Source organism: Rhizobium leguminosarum (assembly GCF_001679785.1).
Taxonomy (GTDB): domain Bacteria; phylum Pseudomonadota; class Alphaproteobacteria; order Rhizobiales; family Rhizobiaceae; genus Rhizobium; species Rhizobium leguminosarum_R.
In genome coordinates this window covers 511,379-533,385 of record NZ_CP016287.1, presented here as the reverse complement: position 1 = coordinate 533,385, position 22,007 = coordinate 511,379, and the positions used below count along the sequence as shown (strand labels likewise).

At 61.1% G+C, this 22,007-nt stretch carries 24 protein-coding genes and 3 pseudogenes; 23 read left to right on the top strand and 4 right to left on the bottom strand.

Annotation, left to right across the window (positions count from 1 at the left end; all coding sequences use genetic code 11):
• Window positions 1-9 precede the first annotated feature (9 nt).
• Window positions 10-501 (bottom strand): Lrp/AsnC family transcriptional regulator, encoded by a 492-nt coding sequence (locus BA011_RS26970; RefSeq protein WP_065283038.1) that lies wholly within the window; start codon window positions 499-501, stop codon window positions 10-12.
• A gap of 101 nt (window positions 502-602) precedes the next feature.
• Here BA011_RS26970 and BA011_RS26965 point away from each other — a divergent pair, with 101 nt between their 5' ends.
• From BA011_RS26965 to doeB, 10 genes are all read left to right on the top strand, one after another.
• Window positions 603-1,988 carry a PLP-dependent aminotransferase family protein gene (locus BA011_RS26965; RefSeq protein WP_065283536.1) on the top strand — a complete coding sequence of 462 codons (1,386 nt, stop codon included), beginning with the start codon at window positions 603-605 and terminating at the stop codon, window positions 1,986-1,988.
• 122 nt (window positions 1,989-2,110) lie between these two features.
• Entirely contained in the window at window positions 2,111-2,896 is a 786-nt protein-coding gene (gene ehuA, locus BA011_RS26960) for an ectoine/hydroxyectoine ABC transporter ATP-binding protein EhuA (protein ID WP_065283037.1), read from the top strand.
• A gap of 56 nt (window positions 2,897-2,952) precedes the next feature.
• A complete protein-coding gene (ehuB, locus tag BA011_RS26955) occupies window positions 2,953-3,801 on the top strand; it encodes an ectoine/hydroxyectoine ABC transporter substrate-binding protein EhuB (protein WP_065283036.1) in 849 nt (282 codons plus the stop codon).
• Window positions 3,802-3,981: 180 nt separating this feature from the next.
• Window positions 3,982-4,641, top strand: a complete 660-nt coding sequence (gene ehuC, locus BA011_RS26950; RefSeq protein WP_065283035.1) for an ectoine/hydroxyectoine ABC transporter permease subunit EhuC — start codon at window positions 3,982-3,984, stop codon at window positions 4,639-4,641.
• Between the two features lie 4 nt (window positions 4,642-4,645).
• A complete protein-coding gene (ehuD, locus tag BA011_RS26945) occupies window positions 4,646-5,305 on the top strand; it encodes an ectoine/hydroxyectoine ABC transporter permease subunit EhuD (RefSeq protein ID WP_003550192.1) in 660 nt (219 codons plus the stop codon).
• A 2-nt stretch (window positions 5,306-5,307) separates the two neighbouring features.
• Window positions 5,308-6,087: an ectoine utilization protein EutA gene (eutA, locus tag BA011_RS26940; protein WP_065283034.1), complete on the top strand. Its 780-nt coding sequence runs from the start codon at window positions 5,308-5,310 to the stop codon at window positions 6,085-6,087.
• A 4-nt stretch (window positions 6,088-6,091) separates the two neighbouring features.
• The gene (gene eutB, locus BA011_RS26935) at window positions 6,092-7,102 is read left to right on the top strand and encodes a hydroxyectoine utilization dehydratase EutB (protein ID WP_065283033.1); all 1,011 of its coding nucleotides are present in this window, start codon (window positions 6,092-6,094) and stop codon (window positions 7,100-7,102) included.
• Complete coding sequence (eutC, locus tag BA011_RS26930; protein WP_065283032.1) at window positions 7,090-8,082, top strand: ectoine utilization protein EutC; 993 nt, start codon at window positions 7,090-7,092, stop codon at window positions 8,080-8,082. The genes eutB and eutC overlap by 13 nt, the downstream gene beginning before the upstream one ends.
• A 32-nt stretch (window positions 8,083-8,114) precedes the next feature.
• Window positions 8,115-9,296: an ectoine hydrolase DoeA gene (doeA, locus tag BA011_RS26925; RefSeq protein WP_065283031.1), complete on the top strand. Its 1,182-nt coding sequence runs from the start codon at window positions 8,115-8,117 to the stop codon at window positions 9,294-9,296.
• A gap of 7 nt (window positions 9,297-9,303) precedes the next feature.
• Window positions 9,304-10,311: a N(2)-acetyl-L-2,4-diaminobutanoate deacetylase DoeB gene (doeB, locus tag BA011_RS26920; RefSeq protein WP_065283030.1), complete on the top strand. Its 1,008-nt coding sequence runs from the start codon at window positions 9,304-9,306 to the stop codon at window positions 10,309-10,311.
• Between the two features lie 48 nt (window positions 10,312-10,359).
• On the opposite strand, the gene BA011_RS26915 is transcribed toward doeB, so the two are convergent.
• The gene (locus BA011_RS26915) at window positions 10,360-12,177 is read right to left on the bottom strand and encodes a methyl-accepting chemotaxis protein (protein WP_065283029.1); all 1,818 of its coding nucleotides are present in this window, start codon (window positions 12,175-12,177) and stop codon (window positions 10,360-10,362) included.
• Between the two features lie 201 nt (window positions 12,178-12,378).
• Between BA011_RS26915 and BA011_RS42315 the strand changes: the two are divergent.
• From BA011_RS42315 to BA011_RS26880, 8 genes and pseudogenes are all read left to right on the top strand, one after another.
• Window positions 12,379-12,480 (top strand): annotated as a pseudogene (locus tag BA011_RS42315) (plasmid stabilization protein); the annotation flags it as partial.
• A gap of 373 nt (window positions 12,481-12,853) precedes the next feature.
• Window positions 12,854-13,501, top strand: coding sequence for a TetR/AcrR family transcriptional regulator (locus BA011_RS26910; RefSeq protein WP_065283028.1), 648 nt, complete (start codon window positions 12,854-12,856; stop codon window positions 13,499-13,501).
• Window positions 13,502-13,506: 5 nt separating this feature from the next.
• A pseudogene (locus BA011_RS26905) lies at window positions 13,507-13,860 on the top strand (DUF1217 domain-containing protein); the annotation flags it as partial.
• Between the two features lie 13 nt (window positions 13,861-13,873).
• Window positions 13,874-14,110: pseudogene (locus BA011_RS42305) on the top strand (PAS domain S-box protein); the annotation flags it as partial.
• Window positions 14,111-14,225: 115 nt separating this feature from the next.
• Window positions 14,226-15,065, top strand: coding sequence for a transporter substrate-binding domain-containing protein (locus BA011_RS26895; RefSeq protein WP_027664853.1), 840 nt, complete (start codon window positions 14,226-14,228; stop codon window positions 15,063-15,065).
• Between the two features lie 119 nt (window positions 15,066-15,184).
• Window positions 15,185-15,847 carry an amino acid ABC transporter permease gene (locus tag BA011_RS26890; RefSeq protein ID WP_026264480.1) on the top strand — a complete coding sequence of 221 codons (663 nt, stop codon included), beginning with the start codon at window positions 15,185-15,187 and terminating at the stop codon, window positions 15,845-15,847.
• Between the two features lie 4 nt (window positions 15,848-15,851).
• Entirely contained in the window at window positions 15,852-16,511 is a 660-nt protein-coding gene (locus BA011_RS26885; RefSeq protein ID WP_065283025.1) for an amino acid ABC transporter permease, read from the top strand.
• Window positions 16,512-16,523: 12 nt separating this feature from the next.
• The gene (locus BA011_RS26880) at window positions 16,524-17,294 is read left to right on the top strand and encodes an amino acid ABC transporter ATP-binding protein (RefSeq protein ID WP_065283024.1); all 771 of its coding nucleotides are present in this window, start codon (window positions 16,524-16,526) and stop codon (window positions 17,292-17,294) included.
• A 40-nt stretch (window positions 17,295-17,334) separates the two neighbouring features.
• On the opposite strand, the gene BA011_RS26875 is transcribed toward BA011_RS26880, so the two are convergent.
• Together BA011_RS26875 and BA011_RS26870 are read right to left on the bottom strand one after the other, a co-directional pair.
• Window positions 17,335-17,763 carry a type II toxin-antitoxin system VapC family toxin gene (locus BA011_RS26875; RefSeq protein WP_065283023.1) on the bottom strand — a complete coding sequence of 143 codons (429 nt, stop codon included), beginning with the start codon at window positions 17,761-17,763 and terminating at the stop codon, window positions 17,335-17,337.
• On the bottom strand, window positions 17,760-18,026 hold the full coding sequence (locus BA011_RS26870; RefSeq protein WP_065283022.1) for a type II toxin-antitoxin system Phd/YefM family antitoxin: 267 nt from the start codon (window positions 18,024-18,026) through the stop codon (window positions 17,760-17,762). The genes BA011_RS26875 and BA011_RS26870 overlap by 4 nt, the downstream gene beginning before the upstream one ends.
• 256 nt (window positions 18,027-18,282) lie before the next feature.
• On the opposite strand from BA011_RS26870, the gene BA011_RS26865 reads away from it, so the two are divergent.
• The 5 genes from BA011_RS26865 (at window position 18,283) to BA011_RS26845 (ending at window position 21,934) form a co-directional block, all read left to right on the top strand.
• On the top strand, window positions 18,283-19,044 hold the full coding sequence (locus BA011_RS26865; RefSeq protein WP_065283021.1) for a GntR family transcriptional regulator: 762 nt from the start codon (window positions 18,283-18,285) through the stop codon (window positions 19,042-19,044).
• A complete protein-coding gene (locus BA011_RS26860) occupies window positions 19,038-19,823 on the top strand; it encodes a transporter substrate-binding domain-containing protein (protein WP_027664860.1) in 786 nt (261 codons plus the stop codon). Before BA011_RS26865 ends, BA011_RS26860 begins: the two co-directional genes overlap by 7 nt.
• 80 nt (window positions 19,824-19,903) lie before the next feature.
• Window positions 19,904-20,575, top strand: a complete 672-nt coding sequence (locus tag BA011_RS26855; RefSeq protein ID WP_065283020.1) for an amino acid ABC transporter permease — start codon at window positions 19,904-19,906, stop codon at window positions 20,573-20,575.
• Entirely contained in the window at window positions 20,572-21,231 is a 660-nt protein-coding gene (locus tag BA011_RS26850) for an amino acid ABC transporter permease (RefSeq protein ID WP_027664862.1), read from the top strand. Before BA011_RS26855 ends, BA011_RS26850 begins: the two co-directional genes overlap by 4 nt.
• Window positions 21,209-21,934: an amino acid ABC transporter ATP-binding protein gene (locus tag BA011_RS26845; RefSeq protein ID WP_012755581.1), complete on the top strand. Its 726-nt coding sequence runs from the start codon at window positions 21,209-21,211 to the stop codon at window positions 21,932-21,934. The genes BA011_RS26850 and BA011_RS26845 overlap by 23 nt, the downstream gene beginning before the upstream one ends.
• Window positions 21,935-22,007 lie beyond the last annotated feature (73 nt).

The following is a 22,007-nucleotide window of genomic DNA, read 5'->3' as shown; positions in this document are numbered from 1 at the left end:
GTCTGGTCTTCAGGTCTGTTCTTCACCGGCGGCAGTGAAGGAAGAGACCGGAAGGACGGTGTCCTCCTTCACCGTCTTGGTGACGATGTAGGTGAAGTAGCGGTCGATGCCGAGTTCGCGATCGAGAAGCCCGTCGACCAGCCGCTGATAGGCATCGATATCGGGCGCGATGATTTTCAGGATGTAATCGACGCCGCCGCCGACCGACCAGCAGGCGACGATCTCCGGGATTGCGCTGATGGCCCGCTCGAAGCGTTCGAAATCCGCCTGGCGATGGTTGGCGAGCGTCACTTCCATCATCACGCTGGCGACCGGTGCGATCCGCCGCGGCGCGATGCGCGCGTGATAGCCGGTGATGACGCCCGCCTTTTCGAGCTTGCGCAGCCGCATCCAGCACGGCGTCGGCGACAGCCCGGCCTTTTCGGCCAGCGCCAGTTTGGTGATGCGGCCGTCGCGCTGGACGGCGTCGAGAATGCGCAGGTCGATGGCGTCGAGCTTCATGGTGCTTTCTTTAGAAAGAAATCATTTCAAACGCAGCGAAAAGACAATGGGAGCGCATTTTGGCATTGTCAATTGAACTGATTTTCAGCAGTGTTGAAATCATGACAAAGTGGCGCCCCGATCCCTCGCAACTTCGCCGGCCGGCCTATCTCTCGCTTGCGGAACAGATCGCAAGCGCGATCACGGACGGCAAGCTCTCCGACGGCACACAATTGCCGCCGCACCGCAAGATGGCGGATGATCTGCATCTTTCCGTGCAGACGGTCAGCCGCGCCTATGACGAGTTGATCCGCCGGGGGCTGATCTCCGGCGAGATCGGACGCGGCAGCTTCGTCCAGACCAGGCCGCGCGAGCCGGAACCGCCCTATCTGCCGGAACGGCTGGGCGAGGTAATCGATCTTTCGATCCTGAAACCGGTCTGCGAGCAGATCCATTTGGAAAGGCTGCGGCAGGCCTTCGGCTGGCTTTCGGAAAACCTGCCTTCCAGCTCGGCGCTTTCGTTCAGGCCGAACATGGTATTTCCGCGCCATCGCGCGGTCGCCACGGAATGGCTGGCGCGCTGCGGGCTGGAGGTATCGCCGCTGAACGTCAGCGTGACGAACGGTGCGACATCGGGCATGACGGTGGCGCTGATGAGCGTCGCCCCGCCCGGCTCGACGGTTGCGACCGAAGCGATCAGCCATCATACGCTGGTTCCGCTCTCCAGCTATCTCGGTCTGCACCTCGAAGGGCTGGCGATCGACGAGGAGGGCATGATCCCCGAAGCGTTGGACGAAGCCTGCCGAAAGGGACCGATCCGGGCCATTTTCCTGCAGCCCTCGGTGATCAATCCGATGGCGGCGCTGATGAGCGCGGAGCGCAGGCAGGCGCTTGCCACCGTCGCTGCGAAACATGATATCGCGATCATCGAAAACGATATTCTCGGCCCGATGGTCGAGGGTCGTGCGCCGCCGATGGCCGCGTTTGCGCCGGAGCGGACGCTCTACGTTACGAGCTTCACGAAAATTACTGTTCCCGGCCTGCGGATCGGTTATCTCACCGCGCCCGACCGCTATGTCGCCGCCGTCGCCAACCGGCATCTCGTCTCCAACTGGATGGCGACGCCTGCCATGGCCGAGATCGCCACCCGCTGGGTCAGCGACGGCACGGCGATGGAGCTGGTCAACTGGCAGCGCCGTGCCCTTTTGAGCCGGCACGCGATCGCGGCGGAGATGCTGGCCGGCCTACCGCACCGGGCGCATCCGCAAAGCCTGCACGTCTGGCTGCCGCTCTCCGGCAATCATACGGAAGACGGCTTCGTATCGCAGGCAAGGCTGCGCGGCGTGGCGATCGCGCCCGGCAAATCGTTCCACACCGGCGATCAGGGCTGGACGCCAGCCGTGCGCATCTCGCTTGGTTCGACGACCGAAAGCGAGCTGCGGACGGGGCTCGGCATCGTCGCCTCGTTGGCGCTAGGAAATCCGGAAGAGCTGTTGCTTGCGATCTGATGCAGATGCCTTGCGTTTGAGCATGCGCAGAATAATTGTCATGATATTATTTTACGAATTGACATGATTTTGATGGACCGTCATCGTTAGGACATTGCTTGTCTCAACAGGGAGAGACATGAATGCTTCCGCCCATCATCCGCATCGACAATATCGTCAAGAAATACGGCCCGCTGACCGTGCTCGACGGTCTGTCGATGAATGTCATGCCGGGCGAGAAGCTGGCGCTGATCGGACCATCCGGTTCCGGTAAGACGACGATCCTGCGCATTCTGATGACGTTGGAGACGATCAGCGGCGGCCATATCGAGGTCGACGGCGAACAGCTCTACCATATGCCTGGTAGGAGTGGGCTGGTGCCGGCCGACGAACGGCATCTGCATCGGATGCGCGAAAAGATCGGCATGGTCTTCCAGCATTTCAATCTGTTTCCGCATAAATGCGTGCTCGACAACGTGACGCTGGCGCCGATGCTGACGAAGGGCATCAAGCGGCCCGTGGCCGAAAAGCGGGCGATGGAGCTTCTCGATATGGTCGGCCTGGCCGACAAGGCTAAAAGTGTCCCGGCGCAGCTTTCCGGCGGGCAGAAGCAGCGCGTCGCCATTGCCAGGGCGCTGGCGCTGTCGCCGAAGATCATGCTGTTCGACGAGGTGACGTCGGCGCTCGATCCGGAACTGGTCGAGGAGGTGCTGAACGTCATGCGGCGGCTCGCCTCCGAGACGGACATGACCATGCTTCTCGTCACCCATGAAATGGGTTTTGCCAATGATTTCGCCGACCGTGTGCTGTTCTTCGATCGCGGCAAGATCGTCGAGGAAGGCAAGCCGGGCGACATCTTTCGCAATCCGACGCAGGAGAGGACGCAGACCTTCCTGCGCAAGATCATTGCGGCGGGGCACCGCATCTGACCTCAGACATTGCCCGCAAGAACAAAACTCAAGGAAAATCAGAGGAGTTGGGAACGATGAAAACAGGATATCTTTTGAGCGCCGCCAGCCTGTCGGTGCTTCTGATCACGGCGGCCGGCCCGGCCTCCGCCGCCGATGACAAGCTCGAGCAGCTGAAGGAGCAGGGCTATGCGCGTATCGCCATCGCCAACGAGCCGCCGTTCACCGCCGTCGGCGCCGACGGCAAGGTGTCCGGCGCCGCACCCGATGTGGCGCGCGCAATCTTCGAAAAGCTGGGCGTCAAGGAAGTGGTCGCCTCGATCTCGGAATATGGCGCAATGATCCCCGGCCTGCAGGCCGGCCGCCACGACGCGATCACCGCAGGCCTCTTCATGAAGCCCGAGCGCTGCAACGCCGTCGCCTATTCCGAACCGATCCTTTGCGACGCCGAAGCTTTCGCTCTCAAGAAGGGCAACCCGCTGAAGCTGACGAGCTACAAGGACATCGCCGACAATCCGGACGCCAAGATCGGCGCGCCGGGCGGCGGCACCGAGGAAAAACTGGCGCTCGAGGCCGGCGTGCCGCGTGACCGCGTCATCGTCGTTCCGGATGGCCAGAGCGGCATCAAGATGCTGCAGGACGGCCGCATCGACGTCTACTCGCTGCCGGTCCTGTCGATCCATGACCTGATGGCCAAGGCAAACGATCCGAACCTCGAAACCGTCGCTCCCGTCGTCAATGCTCCGGTCTATTGCGATGGCGCTGCCTTCCGCAAGCAGGATGTTGCGCTGCGCGACGCCTTCGATGTCGAGCTGAAGAAGCTGAAGGAATCCGGCGAATTCGCCAAGATCATCGAACCCTACGGTTTCTCGGCCAAGGCGGCGATGTCGACGAGCCGCGAAAAGCTCTGCGCCGCGGCGAAGTAACAAAGGGTAAGCAGCCGGCCATGCCCCAGGCATGGCCGGATTGCCCTCGAACGATCTCCCAAAGCGCGTCGCGATCTTTCAGATTCGCTCCTCGCGCTTTAGGTCCTTGTTTTTACGCATGTCGTTATCGCAAAACTGCTGCACCCTTTTGCGCGACATGCTCTAGGAAGTGAGTTGCCGATGTCGGTATGGTCCGGCTATCTGACACTGATCCTTGAGGGCGCCCTGGTGACGCTCGAACTGACGATCATGGGATCTGCGCTGGCGCTGGTAATGGCCTTCCTGGCGGGCCTTGGCCGCCTGTCGCGCTTCTTCGCCGTGCGCGCGCTGGCGACGGCCTATATCGAGTTCTTCCGCGGCACCTCGATCTTCGTCCAGCTCTTCTGGGTCTATTTTGTACTGCCTTTTGCGGGCTTGACCCTGACGCCGCTGCAGGCGGGCGTGCTGGCGCTCGGGCTGAATGTCGGCGCCTATGGGGCGGAGGTGGTGCGCGGCGCCGTCAAGGCCGTCGGGCGCGAACAATCGGAAGCCTGCATCGCGCTCAACCTTTCGCGATATCAGCGCATGCGCCACGTCATCCTGCCGCAGGCACTGCCGCTGATGCTGCCGACCTTCTGCAATAATGCGATCGAACTCCTGAAGGGCACGGCTGTCGTCTCGCTGATCTCGCTGACGGATATGACGTTCCAGGCGCAGGTGGTGCGGGCGCAGACCGGCAATACGCTGGTCCCCTTCGCGACGATCCTCATCCTCTATTTTCTCATGGCCTCGGCGATCTCCGCGACGATGCGCTGGCTGGAGCGGCGGATGGCGCGCAGCCTCGACGGCATAAGGACCTGATCAGATGGAATGGGATTGGGACTTTGTCTGGCAGATCATGCCGACCCTTCTCGAAGGGTTCAAAATCACTCTTCTCGCGACCATCCTCGGCGCTGCCGTCGCCATGATCGTCGGCCTGGGGCTCGCCATTGCGCGGCGCTCACCGGTCGCCGGCATTTCCAGGACGGTCGCTTTCGTCTCGGAATTCATCCGCGGCACGCCATTGCTGGTGCAGCTCTACTTCATCTTCTACGTGCTGCCGGATATCGGCATCCGGCTGGCGCCGCTGGTCGCCGGCGTCATCGGCATGGGCATTCACTATGCGACCTATACCGCCGAGGTCTATCGCGCCGGCATCGAGAACGTGCCGCGCGGACAATGGGAGGCGGCCAAGGCCACCAATCTGTCGACGCGCCAGGCTTGGATCCACGTGATCCTGCCGCAGGCGATCCCGCCGATGATCCCGGCGCTCGCCAATTATTTCATCGCCATGTTCAAGGAGACGCCGCTGCTTTCGGCGATCACCGTGCTCGAACTGATGAACCAGGCAAAGAGCATCGCCAACAGCAACTACCGCTACATCGAGCCGATGACGCTGGTCGGCGTCTTCTTCCTCGTCATCAGCCTGATTTCGGTGGTGGGATTACGCTGGCTCGAGGAACGCTACGCCAGGATGGATGACTGACCATGACCGTAGAGATCGAGATCATCGCTGCCGGCCGGCCGCCGCGGCTGGAGGATCGGCCGCTGGAAAAGCGCATCGGCCTGGTCATCCTCGCGACCGACCATACGACGGAAGTCGACTTTCAGCGCATGGTCGCCAGCGATCGCCTCGGCGTCTATGTCAGCCGCATCCATTATGCCAATCCGGTCACGCCGGAAAATCTCTTGAGGATGCAGCCGTCGCTGACCGAAGGCGCGGCACTGATCCTGCCGGACGAGGCGCTCGATGCCATCGTCTATTCCTGCACCTCCGCCTCGGTGGTGATCGGCGACCGGAACATCGAGGCGGCGATCCATGCGGCCAAGCCCGGCGTTCCCGTCGTGACGCCGACGGCGGCCGCCGTGAAAGGCCTGAAAGCGCTGGGCGCCAGACGGATTTCGGTGCTGACGCCCTATACGATCGAAACCAGCCGGCCGATGGCGGATTATTTCGCGGAGCTCGGCTTTGCGATCGACCGCTTCACCTGTCTTGGCGTGACCGATGATCGCGAGATGGCGCGGATCGCACCGGAGGAGATCCTTGCCTTCGCGCGCCAGGCGCTGGCGCCGCAGTCGGACGCGCTGTTTATCTCCTGTACGGCAGTGCGCGCCGCCCAGGTCGCGGCCCGCATTGAAGCGGAGACCGGCAAGCCGGTGGTCACTAGCAATCTAGCAACGGCCTGGGCCTGCCTGCGGCTTTGCGGCGACGATCGGGCGCGGCCCGAACTCGGTCAATTGATGACCAAGCCCTACCGGGAAGGCTGAGATCATGGTGAGCACCTTGCCTGTTTCGCTGGAGGATATCCGTGCGGCGGCGCGCCGGATTGCCGGCCGCGTGCTTGGCACACCGATGGTGCAGTCCGCTTCACTCGGCGAATTGGCCGGCGCGCCTGTCCATCTCAAGCTCGAGCATCACCAGACGACCGGCAGTTTCAAGCTGCGCGGCGCGACCAATGCAGTGCTTTCCTTGTCGCTGGCGGAGCGCTCGCGCGGTGTCGTCGCCGCCTCAACCGGAAATCACGGCCGGGCACTTGCCTATGCGGCAAAGGCGGAAGGTGCCGTCGCCACCATCTGCATGTCGCGGCTGGTGCCGGAGAACAAGGTTTCGGAGATCCGCCGCCTCGGTGCCGAAATCCGCATCGTCGGCGTATCGCAGGACGAGGCGCAGCAGGAGGTCGACCGGCTGGTGCGCGAGGAGGGGCTGGTGATGGTCCCGCCCTTCGATGATCCTGATGTCGTGGCCGGGCAGGGGACGCTGGGGCTTGAAATCATCGACACCTTGCCGGAGGCGGCAATCGTGCTGGTGCCGCTCTCGGGCGGCGGCCTTGCGGCCGGTGTTGCCGCAGCGGTCAAGGGCATCAGTTCGAAAGCCAAGGTGATTGGCCTGACGATGGAGAAGGGTGCGGCGATGAAGGCAAGCCTCGATACCGGCCGCCCGGTGCAGGTGGAGGAAGTGCCGAGCCTTGCCGACTCGCTCGGCGGCGGCATCGGCCTCGACAATCGCGTGACCTTTGCCATGTGCCGCGAGCTTCTCGACGAGGTCATCCTGCTGACGGAAGCGGAAATCGCCGCCGGCATGCGTCATGCCTATGCCTGCGAACGCCAGATCGTCGAAGGCGCGGGCGCGGTCGGCATCGCAGCGCTGCTTGCGGGAAAAATCAGGGGCGGCGGTCCCATCGTCGCGATCTTGTCCGGGGCGAATGTCGACATGGATCAGCACCGGCAGGTGATCAACGGGACGCAGCCGCTCTACGGTGAGGAGGGACCATGCGCCGGATGATCATTCTGACGGAAGCGGAACTGAGGAAAGTCATCGCGCTTGATCGCGATGCGGTTGATTGCGTCGAGGCCGCTTTCGCAGCCCTTGCGACCAAGGCCGTCGCGATGCCGCCGATCCTGCGGCTCGACATTCCGGAATATCGGGGCGAAGTCGATGTGAAGACGGCCTATGTGCCCGGCATCGAGGGCTTCGCAATCAAGATCAGCCCCGGTTTCTTCGACAATCCCAAGATTGGTCTGCCGAGCACCAACGGCATGATGGTGCTGCTGTCGAGCCGAACCGGACTGGTGCAGGCGCTGCTGCTGGACAATGGCTATCTCACCGACGTGCGCACCGCAGCAGCCGGCGCCGTCGCGGCAAAACATCTGTCGCGGGAAAATGCGTCCGTGGCCGCGATCTTCGGTGCGGGCATGCAGGCGCGGCTGCAGCTCGAAGCATTGACGCTGGTCCGGCCGATCCGCGAAGCGAGAATTTGGGCGCGCGATGCTGCCAAGGCGCAGAGCGTGGCAGCGGAATTGGCCGCAAAGCTCGGCTTTCCCGTCACCGCCACACTGGACGCCAGACATGCGGTGACCGGCGCTGATCTCATCGTCACTACCACGCCGTCGGAAACGCCGATCATCGAGGCCGGGTGGCTGGAACCCGGACAGCATCTGACGGCCATGGGCTCGGATGCGGAGCACAAGAACGAGATCGATCCGGCCGCCATTGCGGATGCCGACCTCTACGTCGCCGACAGCTTGAAGCAGACGCGGCGTCTCGGTGAGTTGCATCACGCCATCGATGCCGGCCTGGTCGCGGCCGATGCGGTCTTTGCCGAGCTCGGCCAGATCGTCGCCGGCCGGACGCCGGGGCGGATGCGCAGCGACCAGATCACCATTGCGGACCTGACCGGGACCGGCATCCAGGACACCGCCATCGCCACGCTCGCCTTTGCCCGCGCCGGCGCGGCGAATGCCGGGACCACGCTCGAAAGCTGACCGGCGCGGCGCCGGAAAAGAAGGGAAGAAACATGACCCAGCCCAAACTCAAATTCTCGCTCGGCGAATATGCCGCGCGGCTGGAAAAGACACGGCGTGCCATGGAGACGAAGGGCGTAGACCTGCTGATCGTCAGCGACCCGTCGAACATGGCCTGGCTGACCGGCTATGACGGCTGGTCCTTCTATGTGCATCAGGCGGTGATCGTGCCGCCGCAGGGCGAACCGATCTGGTTCGGCCGCGGCCAGGATGCCAATGGCGCTAAGTTCACCGCCTATCTGAAGCACGACAACATCGTCGGTTATCCCGATCACTACGTGCAGTCGACCGAACGCCATCCGATGGACTACCTCTCGGGCATCCTGACCGAGCGCGGCTTCGGCAAGCTGACGATCGGCGTCGAAATGGACAATTACTGGTTTTCGGCGGCGGCCTTTGCGGCGCTGCAGAAACACTTGCCGAATGCGCGTTTCGTCGACGCGACCGCCCTCGTCAACTGGCAGCGAGCCGTCAAGAGCGAGACCGAGATCGGCTACATGCGCAATGCCGCCCGTATCGTCGAGGCGATGCACGCCCGCATCTTCGACAAGATCGAGGTCGGCATGCGCAAGTGCGATCTGGTCGCGGAAATCTATGATGCCGGCACCCGCGGCGTCGACGGGATCGGGGGTGATTATCCGGCGATCGTGCCGCTGCTGCCGTCCGGCGTCGAAGCATCCGCACCGCACCTGACCTGGGACGACCGGCCGCTGAAGAAGGGCGAGGGCACCTTCTTCGAGATCGCCGGCTGCTACAACCGCTATCATCTGCCGCTGTCGCGCACCGTCTTCCTCGGTAAGCCGACACAGGCCTTTCTCGATGCCGAAAAGGCGACACTGGAGGGTATGGAAGCCGGTCTTGCAGTCGCCAGACCCGGAAACACCTGCGAGGATATCGCCAACGCCTTCTTCGCGGTGCTGAAGAAGTACGGCATCGTCAAGGACAACCGCACGGGTTACCCGATCGGCCTTTCCTATCCGCCGGACTGGGGCGAGCGCACCATGAGCCTGCGGCCGGGCGATCGGACGGAGCTGAGGCCCGGAATGACCTTCCATTTCATGACCGGTCTCTGGCTCGAGGACATGGGTTTCGAGACGACCGAGAGCATCCTCATCACCGACAGCGGTGTCGAGTGCTTCGCCAACGTGCCGCGCAGACTGATGGTCAAGGATTGAGGCTGTCATGACAGAGATTGGCTTGCGGCCGTCGCCGATCAGCGCGACGGTCAATTTTGCTGCCGAGGGCGTCCAGCACGGCTTCCTGCGCCTGCCATACAGCCGCGACGATTCCGCCTGGGGATCGGTGATGGTGCCGATAACGGTCGTCCGGAACGGCAAGGGGCCGACGGCGCTGCTGACCGGCGGCAATCACGGCGACGAATACGAGGGACCGATCGCGCTCTTCGATCTTGCCAACTCGCTGAAGGCCGAAGACGTGAACGGCACTGTCATCATCGTGCCGGCCATGAATTATCCGGCATTCCAAGCGGGAACCAGAACTTCGCCGATCGACAGGGGCAACATGAACCGCAGCTTCCCGGGCCGGCCGGACGGCACGGTGACGGAGAAGATCGCCGACTATTTCAGCCGTGTGCTTCTGCCGATGGCGGATCTCGTCCTCGACTTCCATTCCGGCGGCAAGACGCTCGATTTTCTGCCGTTCTGCGCAGCCCACATCCTGCCGAACAAGCAACAGCAGGAAAAAGCTTTCGAATTCGTGACGGCCTTTGCCGCTCCCTATTCGATGAAGATGCTGGAGATCGATGCGGTCGGCATGTACGACACCGCGGCCGAGGAGATGGGCAAAGTCTTCATCACGACGGAACTCGGCGGCGGCGGCACCGCCACGGCCAAAAGTGCGGCGATTGCCAAGCGCGGCACCATGAACGTGCTGCGGCACGCAGGGATCGTCGCGGGCGCCGTCGATCCCGGTCCGACGACTTGGCTCGACATGCCGGACGGCCGCTGCTTCTCCTTCGCGGAAGAGGGCGGGCTGATCGAACCTGTCATTGATCTCGGTGAAGCCGTCACTGGCGATGCGGTGATCGCTCGCATCTATCCGACCGGGCGGACCGGGGTAGGCCCCCGCGAGATCCGCGCCGGCATGAACGGCATTCTCTGTGCCCGGCATTTCCCGGGGTTGGTCAAGGCTGGTGACTGCGTTGCCGTCGTGGCGATCGTTACGGAATGAGGTGATCGGACAGGCGAGGCGGGGTCAGTTTCGATTGCTGATCACACCTCAAGCCGCTTTTTGCGGTCTTGCGCCGCTGGCGGCCGCGTCGATCTGAAAGCGGTTTACCACCCCTTCCAACGTCTGCGTCTGGCTGCCGAGCGCCCGGCAGGCCGAGGCGGTTTCGACCGCCATGGCTGCGTTGCGTTGCGTTACCTGATCGAGCGCGTTGACGGAGGCGTTGATCTCGCCGATCGCCACCGCCTGCTCGGATGACACCGAAACGATGCGGGCGATCAGGCCGGCAACCTGCTCGACCTGTCCTTCGATTTCCAGCAGCGCCTTGCCGGTGCGATTGACGAGCTGCACCCCGGTGGAGACCTGAGACGAGGAGGTGGAAATCAGAGTTCTGATCTCCTTGGCGGCGTTGGCCGAGCGCAAGGCGAGTTCGCGCACTTCCTGCGCCACGACGGCGAAACCCTTGCCTGCTTCGCCTGCACGGGCGGCTTCAACCCCGGCATTGAGCGCCAGAAGATTGGTCTGGAAGGCGATTTCATCGATGACATTGACGATGTCGCCGATCTGGGAGGACGAACCTTCGATCCTTTCCATGGCGGCGATGGCTTCGCGAACGACGGCTGCCGAATGTTCGGCGCTGGTGCGGGTCTCGGCCATCATGCCGGTTGCCTTGCCGGCATGAGCGGAGGCGTCTTTCGCCTTGGCATTCATCTCATCGAGCGCGGCTGTTGCTTCTTCGAGCATTGCGGCCTGCTGTTCCGTGCGCGACGCAAGACTGTCGGCTGCCTCTGTGATGCCGGCCGAGGAGCTGCCCACTTGCTTGGAGGTCTGGGCGATCTCCGCCATCGAAGCGCAAAGCGCGTCCATACTGTCGTTGAACTTCGCGCGCAAAGTCTCATAGGCGGCGGCGAACGGCGTCGTGATCCGGCAATCGAGATTGCCGGTCGACAACTGTTCCAGGCCGTATGTCAACCGATCGATCACCGTTTCGCGGATCTGCTCCTCTGCGGCCCTTTCGGCCAGCTGGCTGCGTTCGCGCTCGAATTCCGCATCGCGCAGTGTGGTCTCGCGCTTCTGCGCGTCCTGCCGCTCAAGCGCGTTGCGGCGGAATACCGCCACGGCCTTGGACATGGCTCCGATCTCGTCGGACCGGTTGGCGTAGGGAACTTCGGTCGAAAAGTCGCCTTCGGCAAGGTTGCCCATATAGGCCTTCATGCCATCGAGCGGCACGATTGCGCGGCGACGTAAGAGATAGAGCCCCACCAGCAATAGCCCGAACGAACCGAGGCCCGCAGCACCCGCATAGATCGTCCAGGTGACTATCTCCGAGGCAGCATTGCGCTCCTCGCCCTTCAGGAAGGCGTCGGAATTGGCAACGAGTTTCTCGACTGCATCCTGGTGCGAATGGAAGGCGACGCGCAGCTGCTCGATCGCACCATGCGCCTTGTCTTCATCCCTGGCATTCAAGGCAGGGATGATCTCACGGTTCATCACCCCCCAGAATTGATCGCCCTTGGCGATGACATCGTTTTCAAGCTCGTCCTTCAAAGCCTGCGGCAGCCGGGTGGATTTCCAATAGGCGCGGCGGTCGTCGTAAGCGGCCTTGAGATTTGCGATTTTGGCAAGATTGGTTTCGGTGAGTTCAGGAAATTTGCTCGCCTCGAAGGACAGCATGTAGGATTCGACCACAAACAGCGGCGGCGGCAGAATATCGGCGATCAAATCCTTGCCGTAGACGACCTGCTCATAAACCGGCCCGTTGACCTTCAGCCGTTCGAGCGCCGACTGCTGCAATCCGATCGACATGAAAAGGCCGGCTGAAACGGCGACACCAAACGCCACCAGACTACGAGCAATAGTAAGTGCCAAGACTGTCTCCAAATAAACTTTCGGCTTCTCTGCTTCGAGGCGCCAGATCGACGCGTAGCATTATTTCGAGAGAATACTGAAATATGGTTAATATTTTGGCGACGGAAGAAAACACGAACCTGAATACTTATGATATCCGCCATCAGTTGTCATCTTGATGGCTAATGCGCTGATGCTATGCATAGATGAAGGGAGATCTGCATGGCTGAACCCCAACTTTCCGTGCGCAGTGCGAAGGCACGCGATCTTGCACATCGGCTTGCCAGACGCGAAAATCGCTCATTAGCTGACATTGCTCCTCGCGGTAGCCCGACTGGTCGGAGAAGCGGTTCATGACAGCGTCATCAGCTGGGATAGGAGTTCGTCGGCGCTGATCGACGCGTTCGTCGAGCTCCGCTTATGGTTGCTTTTGCCGACTAAACCGTGGAGGATAGGATGTCCTGGGACGCGGATGTCGGGCGCTTGCTATAGGAATAGGAAGAGACTGATGTTGCAGCGGAAATGGTCGTCACAAGCGCTCCATCGCTAGAGAGGTGGGGATGCAAAGAGTTACAGAACTGAATAGTTCTCCAAACAGAAATCACTAATGCCACAAACGAGAACACTATCCCTCAGAAATTGTAGTCTACGTTCTCAGGTCGTCGCTACGCGTTTCGGCAGAGTGGTCTAGACCATCATGGATATTGTCGACGAGCCTGCGGCTGAGCCGCGCAAGCGGGGCCGGCCGAAAGTTTCCAGCGACGAGGACAAGCGGGCGCATATCGTCGAAGTCGCCGGCCGCGTTTTCGTGAAATACGGTTATGCGGGAAGCACGACCGCGATCGTCGCCTCCGAGGCGGGCGTTTCGAAGCAGACGCTCTACAAGCTGTTTCAGAGCAAGGAAGAGTTGTTTGCTGCCGTGGTCGGCGCGCATCGACGCCTGATGCTCGATCTGCCCAGGCCTGCCGAAGATATCTCGATCGCCGCGAGCCTCGAACGTATCTTCATGATCGATATGGATGAGGACAAGGATGCCGATCGCACCGGCTTCCTGCAGCTCGTCTTTCGCGAAGCGGCGCAATTTCCGGAACTTGTCGATATCCTGCAGCGCGAAGGCATGCTTGCCAGCCGCCAGCATCTCGCCGAATGGCTGAGCCAACGCCGGTCGGAAGGCAGATTGACGCTGGACGATACGGCGAGCGGAGCCCGGATGCTGATGGATATGATCCTCGGCGGCATGGGTCCGCCGGAAGGGCGCGCGCGGGCCAGGCCCGATCGGGCTCAACTGTTTGCCCATCTTCGCCGCTGCATTGCCATCTTTGCCGCAGGCGTCGGCGCCGCCTAAAGCGCATTCGAAAAATCCTGGAAAGCGATGCTCGGACTCGAAGCTATTTCAACAGCCTCGATGATGACCGGTTAGTCGCCGAAGCCATCAACTTCGACAGCAATGGTGACGTGACCGTTTCGCTGCAGGCCATGTCGGAGTCCGTCGTCGACGACTATGCAACCTACTGCAAGCAGGACAAGATCCGATATCTCGAAGGCGACGAGTTGACGGAAGCGACCGACGCGGCGGACGAAGAAATTTGCCTATTTTCGCGACTGGATGGCGACGACCACGGCCAGCGAATTCCTGGCCGACGATCGTCTGGTTCCTTCGTGCTCGAGGCGAAGGGGCTCGATCCCAACGATGTCACGTCGGACGCGCGCGTCGCGCGTGAGTATTCTTGATCGTGGTGCAGATGCTGTCGCGGTTCTTGCGGCTCTGTCGAATTCGCAAGCCATGATCGAGTTTGATTTATCGGGCGATATCCTCACCGCAAACGAAAGCTTCTGCAGGGCGCTTGGTTACGAGTTGAGGGAGATCGTCGGAAAACATCACAGGATGTTTGTCGAACCTGCCTATACATCCTGCACTGCCGAAAAAATCACCACGCGCTCCGCTGCGCGTTTTTTCAGCATGACCCATTGACAATTCATCCTTGATGGCACTTCATAACATTGTTCCAGTAAAACAGACATACGTCCATTATACTGGAACACTAGGAATCATCCATAAGGGGAACGCCATGACCATTTCCTTTCGCACCGGCGTGATATCGCTGGCCGTCGCCGCTCTGTTGTCCACGCCTGCGCTGGCCGAAGGCAGCAAGCTCGATGAAGTGCTGGCTCGCGGCCATCTCGTGCTCGGCACGGGCAGCACCAATGCGCCTTGGCACTTCAAGAGCGCCGACGACAAGCTTCAGGGATTCGACGTCGACATGGGCCACATCATCGCCAAGGCGCTCTTCGGCGATCCTGAGAAGATCGAATATGTGAACCAGTCCTCCGACGCCCGCATCCCGAACATCACCACCGACAAAGTCGACATCACCTGCCAGTTCATGACCGTTACCGGCGAACGCGCGCAGCAGGTTGCCTTCACCATTCCTTATTATCGCGAGGGTGTCGGCCTGATGCTCAAGGCGGATGGCAAATATGCCGACTACGCGACCCTCAAGGCGGCCGGCTCCTCCGTCACCATTTCGGTTCTTCAAAATGTTTATGCCGAGGCAATGGTGCATGCGGCCTTGCCGGAGGCGACCGTCGACCAATACGATTCCGTCGACCTGATCTATCAGGCGCTGGAATCGGGACGCGCCGATGCAGTTGCCACGGACCAGTCGTCGCTCGCCTGGTACATGACGCAGAACCCGGGCCGTTACAAAGATGCCGGCTACGGCTGGAACCCGCAGACCTATGCCTGTGCCGTCAAGCGCGGCGATCAGGATTGGCTGAACTTCGTCAACACCGCCCTGCACGAAGCCATGACCGGCGTTGAATTCGACTTTTACGCCAAGTCCTTCAAGACCTGGTTCGGCAAAGATCTGACGCCGCCGCAGATCGGCTTTCCGGTCGAGTTCAAGTAATAGCTACGCGGAGCGGGACTTTTCTCCCGCTCCGCTCCGTTAAAGAGTGAGAGCATGATGGCGTCCGAAAGCTGCTCATACTTTTCGGCATCATGCTCTGGTCTGAAAGGGCGGCCCGTATGGGTTACACGCTGAACTTCGCTGCCGTCTGGCGCAATTTCGATTTTCTGTTGAGCGGGCTCGCGCTCAGCCTCGGCCTGGCGGTGATCTCGATCCTGATCGGGGCCGCGATCGGCCTTGTCGTGGCCTTTGCGCTGACCTCCAAGAGCCGTTTTGCAGTCGTGCCGGCACGGGTCTATGTCACGGTCATTCGCAACCTGCCGATTCTCGTCCTGGTGCTTTTCGTCTTTTTCGCGCTGCCGCAGATGGGCGTGCGCCTCGACAAGATAAAAAGCTTCGTCCTGGTTCTGTCGCTTTATTCCGGCGCCTATCTGGCCGAGGTGTTCCGTGCCGGGCTGCTGTCCATTCCGAGAGGGTTGACGGAAGCGGGGCTTGCCATCGGCCTGACGGGGATGCAGATCCGCAGCTCCATCATCGCTCCGCTGATGCTGCGCAACGTGCTGCCATCGCTGTCCTCGACGATCATCTCGCTCTTCAAGGACACCTCGCTTGCCGCCGCCATCGCCGTGCCTGAACTGACGTTTGCCGCCCGCAAAATCAATGTCGAGAGCTTCCGTGTCATAGAAACCTGGATGGTCACATCCGCGCTCTATGTCGCGACCTGTTTCCTCATCGCCGCCGTGATGCGCTTCGTCGAGCGCCGTCTGGCCCTGCCGAGATAAGCCGATGTCCCACACCTTTCTCGAACAACTCTGGATCGCCCGATACGTCGTCATGAACGGCATCGGCGTGACCGTGTCGATCTCCCTGCTGGCCATCCTCGCGGGTTCCATACTCGGCGTGTTCGTCGGTTTGGCGCTCGTCTATGGCGGCGTTGTTTTGCGTCTGACCGTGCGCGCCTATACGGACATCATCCGCGGCACGCCGGTGCTCGTGCTCGTGCTGGCGAGCTACTATGTCTCCGCCGCTGTCGGCCTCGATCTCGGGCCGTTCTCTGCCGGCGTGCTCGCTCTTGCCGTCTTCTGCTCCTCCCATGTCGGCGAAATCGTGCGCGGGGCGCTTCAGGCGATCCCGAAAGGTCAGACGGAAGCTGCCAAGGCGATCGGCTTGACCTTTACCCAGACCTTCACCTCGGTGCTGTGGCCGCAGGCCATGCGCCAGTGCTTGCCGGCCTGGGTGAATACGGCGGCCGAGATGGTGAAGGCCTCGACGCTGCTCTCCGTCATCGGCGTCGCGGAGCTTCTCCTGCGCACGCAGGAGATCATCTCCCGCAATTTCATGAGCCTCCAGTTCTATTTCCTGGCCGGTGGTCTCTATTTCATCATCAACTACGGCATTGAGCACTTCGGCAAATATGTCGAGCGCAAAACCGCCCTGCCGTCCTGAGGAGATATCCCGATGGCCAAGACCATTCTCGACATCCAGGGTCTGCGCAAGACTTACGGTATCCACGAAGTCCTCAAGGGCGTCGATTGCGCCGTTGAGGAGGGCGAGGTCATTTCCATCATCGGCTCGTCCGGCTCCGGAAAGACCACCTTGCTACGTTGCATCAACATGCTCGAGGAGTTCCAGGGCGGCACGATCAGCCTGGATGGCGAGGAGATCGGCTACCGGACCGAAGGCGCGACGCGCCGCCGCAAGAGCGAGAAGGAGATTGCGCGCCAGCGCGCGCTGACCGGCATGGCGTTCCAGCAGTTCAATCTCTTCCCGCATATGAGCGCCGCTGAAAACGTCATGCTCGGCCTCGTCAAGGTGAAGAAAATGGCGAAGCCGGATGCCCGCGTCATCGCGGAAAAATGGCTCGATCGTGTCGGCCTTTCCGCCCGCTCGAACCATTATCCGGGACAGCTTTCCGGCGGCCAGCAGCAGCGCGTCGCGATCGCCCGCGCCATCGCCATGTCGCCGAGGCTGATGCTGTTCGACGAAGTGACTTCCGCGCTTGACCCGGAACTGGTGGGGGAAGTGCTCCAGGTCATCAAGGGGCTCGCCGCCGACGGCATGACCATGCTTCTCGTCACCCACGAGATGCGTTTTGCCTACGACGTTTCGTCACGCGTCATCTTCATGAACCAGGGCGTCATCTGCGAAGAGGGCGATCCGAAGGACATGTTCGTGCATCCGAAGACCGAACGGTTGGCGGAATTCCTCAAAACCTCAAGTTTCAACTAGACGAAAAGAAAGATCCCGTGACGGTCCGCTCTACGGATCATCACGGGCGCTCGGTCCAAGGATCGACCAGCTCGATCCCAAAACCCTCGAAATCCTTTATATTGCGAGTGGCGAGGGTGAGGCCGTGAGCAATCGCGGTGGCAGCAATCAGGCCGTCCATTGACGACAAGCCGCGTCCGCTTCGCTTTGCGAGCCCCATCAAGTCGCCCCAGGCTGTCGCAACCGGCTGGTCCACAGGTATGACACGCTGCTCGAAGCGCTGCGGCAGGTCCTGGGCAAGCCATTCAGCCAGCGCGTCGCACTTCCGACCGCTTTCCATCAATGCAACACCACGCCGGGTCTCCGCGATCGATACGACGCTGATGAATGAGCGATCCTCGTCGAGACCGTCCAGCCATTGTAGGACATATGCATCGGGACGCGGCCTTGTCACCTCGGAAAGCACATTGGTGTCCAGCAGAAGTCTCACAGCTGGAGATTACGCGGTTCGTCGCGCTGCCGTTCGAGGTCCAGATCGGCGCCACGCAGCGGCGATTGCATCAGAAACTCTGCAAGGGTGCCCTTGCGGGCGGTCTTCCGCTGCCATTCCTCGGCCGAAACGACGACGACGCTTGGTTTACCGTTGCGCATGATCGTTTGCGGCGTTGCTTGCGCGCGTTCGATAACCTCAGACAGCTTGGCCTTCGCATTGGCGACGGTCCAACTTTTATCCTCTGGTCGTGAAGGCTGCATTCGCTATATCCTGACTATAGTGACTATCATGACTATATAAGCCGAAGCGGTCTAGCCGCAAGCAACTTTTTGACAGGGAAAGGGCTTTGCCGACTTTGGGCGGCCGACGCTGGGGAGTTTGCAAGGAATTGCGGGGGACTCGCTCAATTTACGCTCAGTTTGCATTCCCAGCGTGCAAATTCCAAGGGAGGGATCCGAGACATCTTGGAAATCCTGAACGCAGGATTTTGGCACGAGCTTTGCTTTCCTGTCTTGTATGCAAGATAGCCAGACATCGGAGACCGCGCAGAAAACCATCGAGGAGACCATCGTCTCCGGGATTCTTTCAGCCAGGATTCGGCCCGGTACGCGACTCAGCGAAAACCAACTGGCAACGCTCTTCAGTGTGTCCCGAACACGCGTCCGCGAAGCCATGATGCGCCTAGAAACACGCGGCATCGTGCATGTCAGTCCGAGACGAGGCTGGTTCGTCGTCGAGCCGTCCGCTGAAGAGGCGATCGCGGTTTATGAGGCGCGGCGCGTCATCGAGGCCGGGTTGCTGCGCAGCATGCGCGTATTGACGGACGAGGGACGCAAAGCGCTCGACGCGCATTTGAACGAGGAAAAAAGCGCAATGGCTGCGGGTGACCGCCAGCGCCTGACCTATTTGATGGGCGATTTCCACATCCGCATCGCAGAATTGAGCGGGAACGCCATCATCGTCGATATCCTCCGCGATCTCACCGCGAGGACGATCCTCATTTCGATGCTCTATCAGTCTGAATTTCACGCAGCACAGTCTCATGACGGGCATTGCCGCATCTTCGAGGCCATGCAAGCGGGCGATTTCGCCAGAGCTGCCGAGCTCTCTATCGAACATCTGGACGAAGTGGAAATGGGTCTCGACCTCACCACGCGCCCCGATCCGCTCTCGGAATTGCGCAGTTCCTTGTCACTTCCTCCCAAGACCGTGCCCTCGGTCTCCCAACTGTCAGACCCAAAAAACCACAACTTCAAAGGAGCAATTAAACCATGCTGACAAGACGAGTCTTCTTCGCAATCGCGACCCTGGCTGCAACCTTCGGCTTCGGCTCCGCGTCTTACGCCGATGCTCTCGCCGACATCACGGCGCGCGGTACGCTGCGTGTCGCGGTCCCGCAGGATTTCCCGCCCTTCGGCAGCGTCGGTACCGATATGGCGCCGATGGGCTACGATATCGATGTAGCCAATCTCATTGCCGAAAAACTGGGCGTCAAGACCGAACTCGTGCCGGTCACCAGCGCCAATCGCGTTCCTTATCTGCAGACGAATAAGGTCGACCTGGTCATATCAAGCCTCGGCAAGAATGCTGAGCGCGAAAAGGTGATCGATTTCACCGCGGCCTACGCACCCTTCTTCAACGGCGTGTTCGCACCGGCTGATCTTTCGATCGCCAAGGTGGAAGATCTCGCGGGTAAGAGCATCGGCGTCACGCGCGGCGCCGTGGAGGATCTCGAGCTGACAAAAATCGCGCCGGCCGACGCGACGATCAAGCGATACGAGGACAACAACGGCACCATCTCGGCCTTCCTGTCCGGCCAGGTCGACACCATCGCCACCGGCAACGTCGTGGCCGCTGCGATCCTCGCCAAAAATCCTCCCAAGCGCCCTGAGATGAAGTTCCTGATCAAGAACTCGCCCTGCTACATCGGTCTCAACAAGGAACAGGCAGCTCTTCTGGAGAAGGTGAACGGCATTATCGCCGCCGCAAAAACCGATGGCGCGCTGAACGCCATATCGCAGAAGTGGCTCGGCGCCGATCTCCCGTCGGATCTGTAAGGAACCCGGTCTCACGGATGTCATCCCGCTCCACGTGCGGGATGACATGACGCTCCGTCGCCACAAGAGGGGACAATTCCTTGAGTTACCACTTCGAATTCGGCTGGCTGCTTGAATATTATCCTGAGATCGTCAAGGGCATACTGATCACGCTGGAGCTTATCGCGATCGGCGGCGTGCTCGGCATTTCGCTCGGCATCTTCTGTGCTTGGGTACGTGCACTCGGCCCGGCCTGGCTGAAGCCTGTCGTGGCGACCTATGTCGAGCTGATCCGCAACACGCCGTTCCTGATCCAGCTCTTTTTCATTTTCTTCGGTCTACCGTCGCTCGGCCTCCAGCTTTCCGAACTGACGGCCGCCAACCTCGCGATGGTCATCAACCTTGGCGCCTATAGCTGCGAGATTATCCGCGCCGGCATCCAGGCAACCCCGAAGGGCCAATTCGAGGCAGGCGAGAGCCTTGCCATGACGCGCTTCGAAACCTTCCGGCATGTCGTTCTCGTGCCGTCCCTCCAGCGCATCTGGCCGGCGCTGTCGTCGCAAATCGTCATCGTGATGCTTGGCTCATCGGTCGTCTCGCAGATCGCCGCCGAGGATCTGACCTTTGCGGCGAACTTCATACAATCGCGAACCTTCCGCGCCTTCGAGGCCTACATCGTTTCGACAGCCATCTACCTTGTGCTGGCGATCCTGCTGCGGCAGCTGCTGGGGGTGGTCGGCGGGTTCATTTTCCCGAGGAGAGCAGCACGATGATCGAGTTCACACTCTGGGACATCCTGCGCAACCTGCTGCTCGCCACCCGCTGGACGATCCTGCTTTCGCTCGTTTCGTTCATCGGCGGCGGCGCGGTCGGACTGGGGCTGCTGTTCCTGCGCATCAGCAAGCGCAAGGCATTCAAGGCACTCGCGAAATATTATATCGAGCTCTTCCAGGGCACGCCGCTGCTGATGCAGCTCTTCATCGCATTTTTCGGTCTCGGCCTCTTCGGGATAGACGTGCCGGCCTGGCTTGCCGCGGGATTGGCGCTCACCTTGTGGAGTGCCGCCTTCCTCGCCGAAATCTGGCGAGGCTGCGTCGAAGCGGTCGCGAAGGGTCAATGGGAAGCCTCCGCCAGCCTCGGGATGGGCCGGTTGCAGCAGATGCGCTATGTCATCCTCCCGCAGGCGCTGAGGGTCGCCATACCGCCGACGGTCGGCTTCTCCGTTCAAATCGTCAAGGGAACGGCGCTGACCTCGATCATCGGTTTCGTTGAATTGTCGAAAGCCGGCACCGTGGTCACCAATGCCACCTTCCAGCCCTTCACCGTCTACGGGCTCGTCGCCCTCATCTACTTCGCCCTTTGCTGGCCTTTGTCGAAAAGCAGCCAGATCCTGGAAAGGAAGCTCAATGTCGCTCATCGAAATCACTGAAGTCCGCAAGAGCTTTGGCACCACCGAGGTGCTGAAAGGCATCAATCTCGATGTGGAGGCCGGCGAGGTTATCGCCATCATCGGCAAGAGCGGTTCGGGCAAATCGACCCTGCTTCGCTGCATCAACGGCCTGGAGACCATCACTGACGGCTCCATCTCCGTGGCCGGCGCGCAGCTCCTTGATGACGAAGTCCATCTGAAGGCACTGCGCCTCAAGGTCGGCATGATCTTTCAGCAGTTCAACCTCTTCCCGCACCTGACCGTCGGCGGTAACGTCATGTTGTCGCAGACCGTGGTCAAGAAGACCCCGAAGGCCGAAGCCGAGGCCACCGCCCGCAAGATGCTGGAGCGGGTAGGGCTGGGCCACAGGTTCGACGCCTATCCGGACGAGCTCTCGGGCGGCCAGCAGCAGCGTGTCGCCATCGCCCGTGCACTGGCCATGCAGCCGACAGCACTTCTTTGCGACGAAATCACCTCGGCGCTCGATCCGGAACTGGTCGCCGAAGTTCTGGCCGTCGTGCGCGAACTCGCCGCCGAGGGAATGACACTCCTGATGGTGACGCACGAGATGAAGTTCGCCCGCGACGTCTGCAACCGCGTCGTCTTCATGCACCAGGGCCGAGTCCACGAAGCAGGCCCGCCGGAGGAAGTCTTTGCCAATCCGCAGACTGCGGAGTTGAAGCAATTTCTCGGTGTCAATTAAGACGCAGTGAGAATAGCCGACCTGGCGGACCGATGGTAACGAGATCGGGCCATAGGATGGGCGATGCAATCAG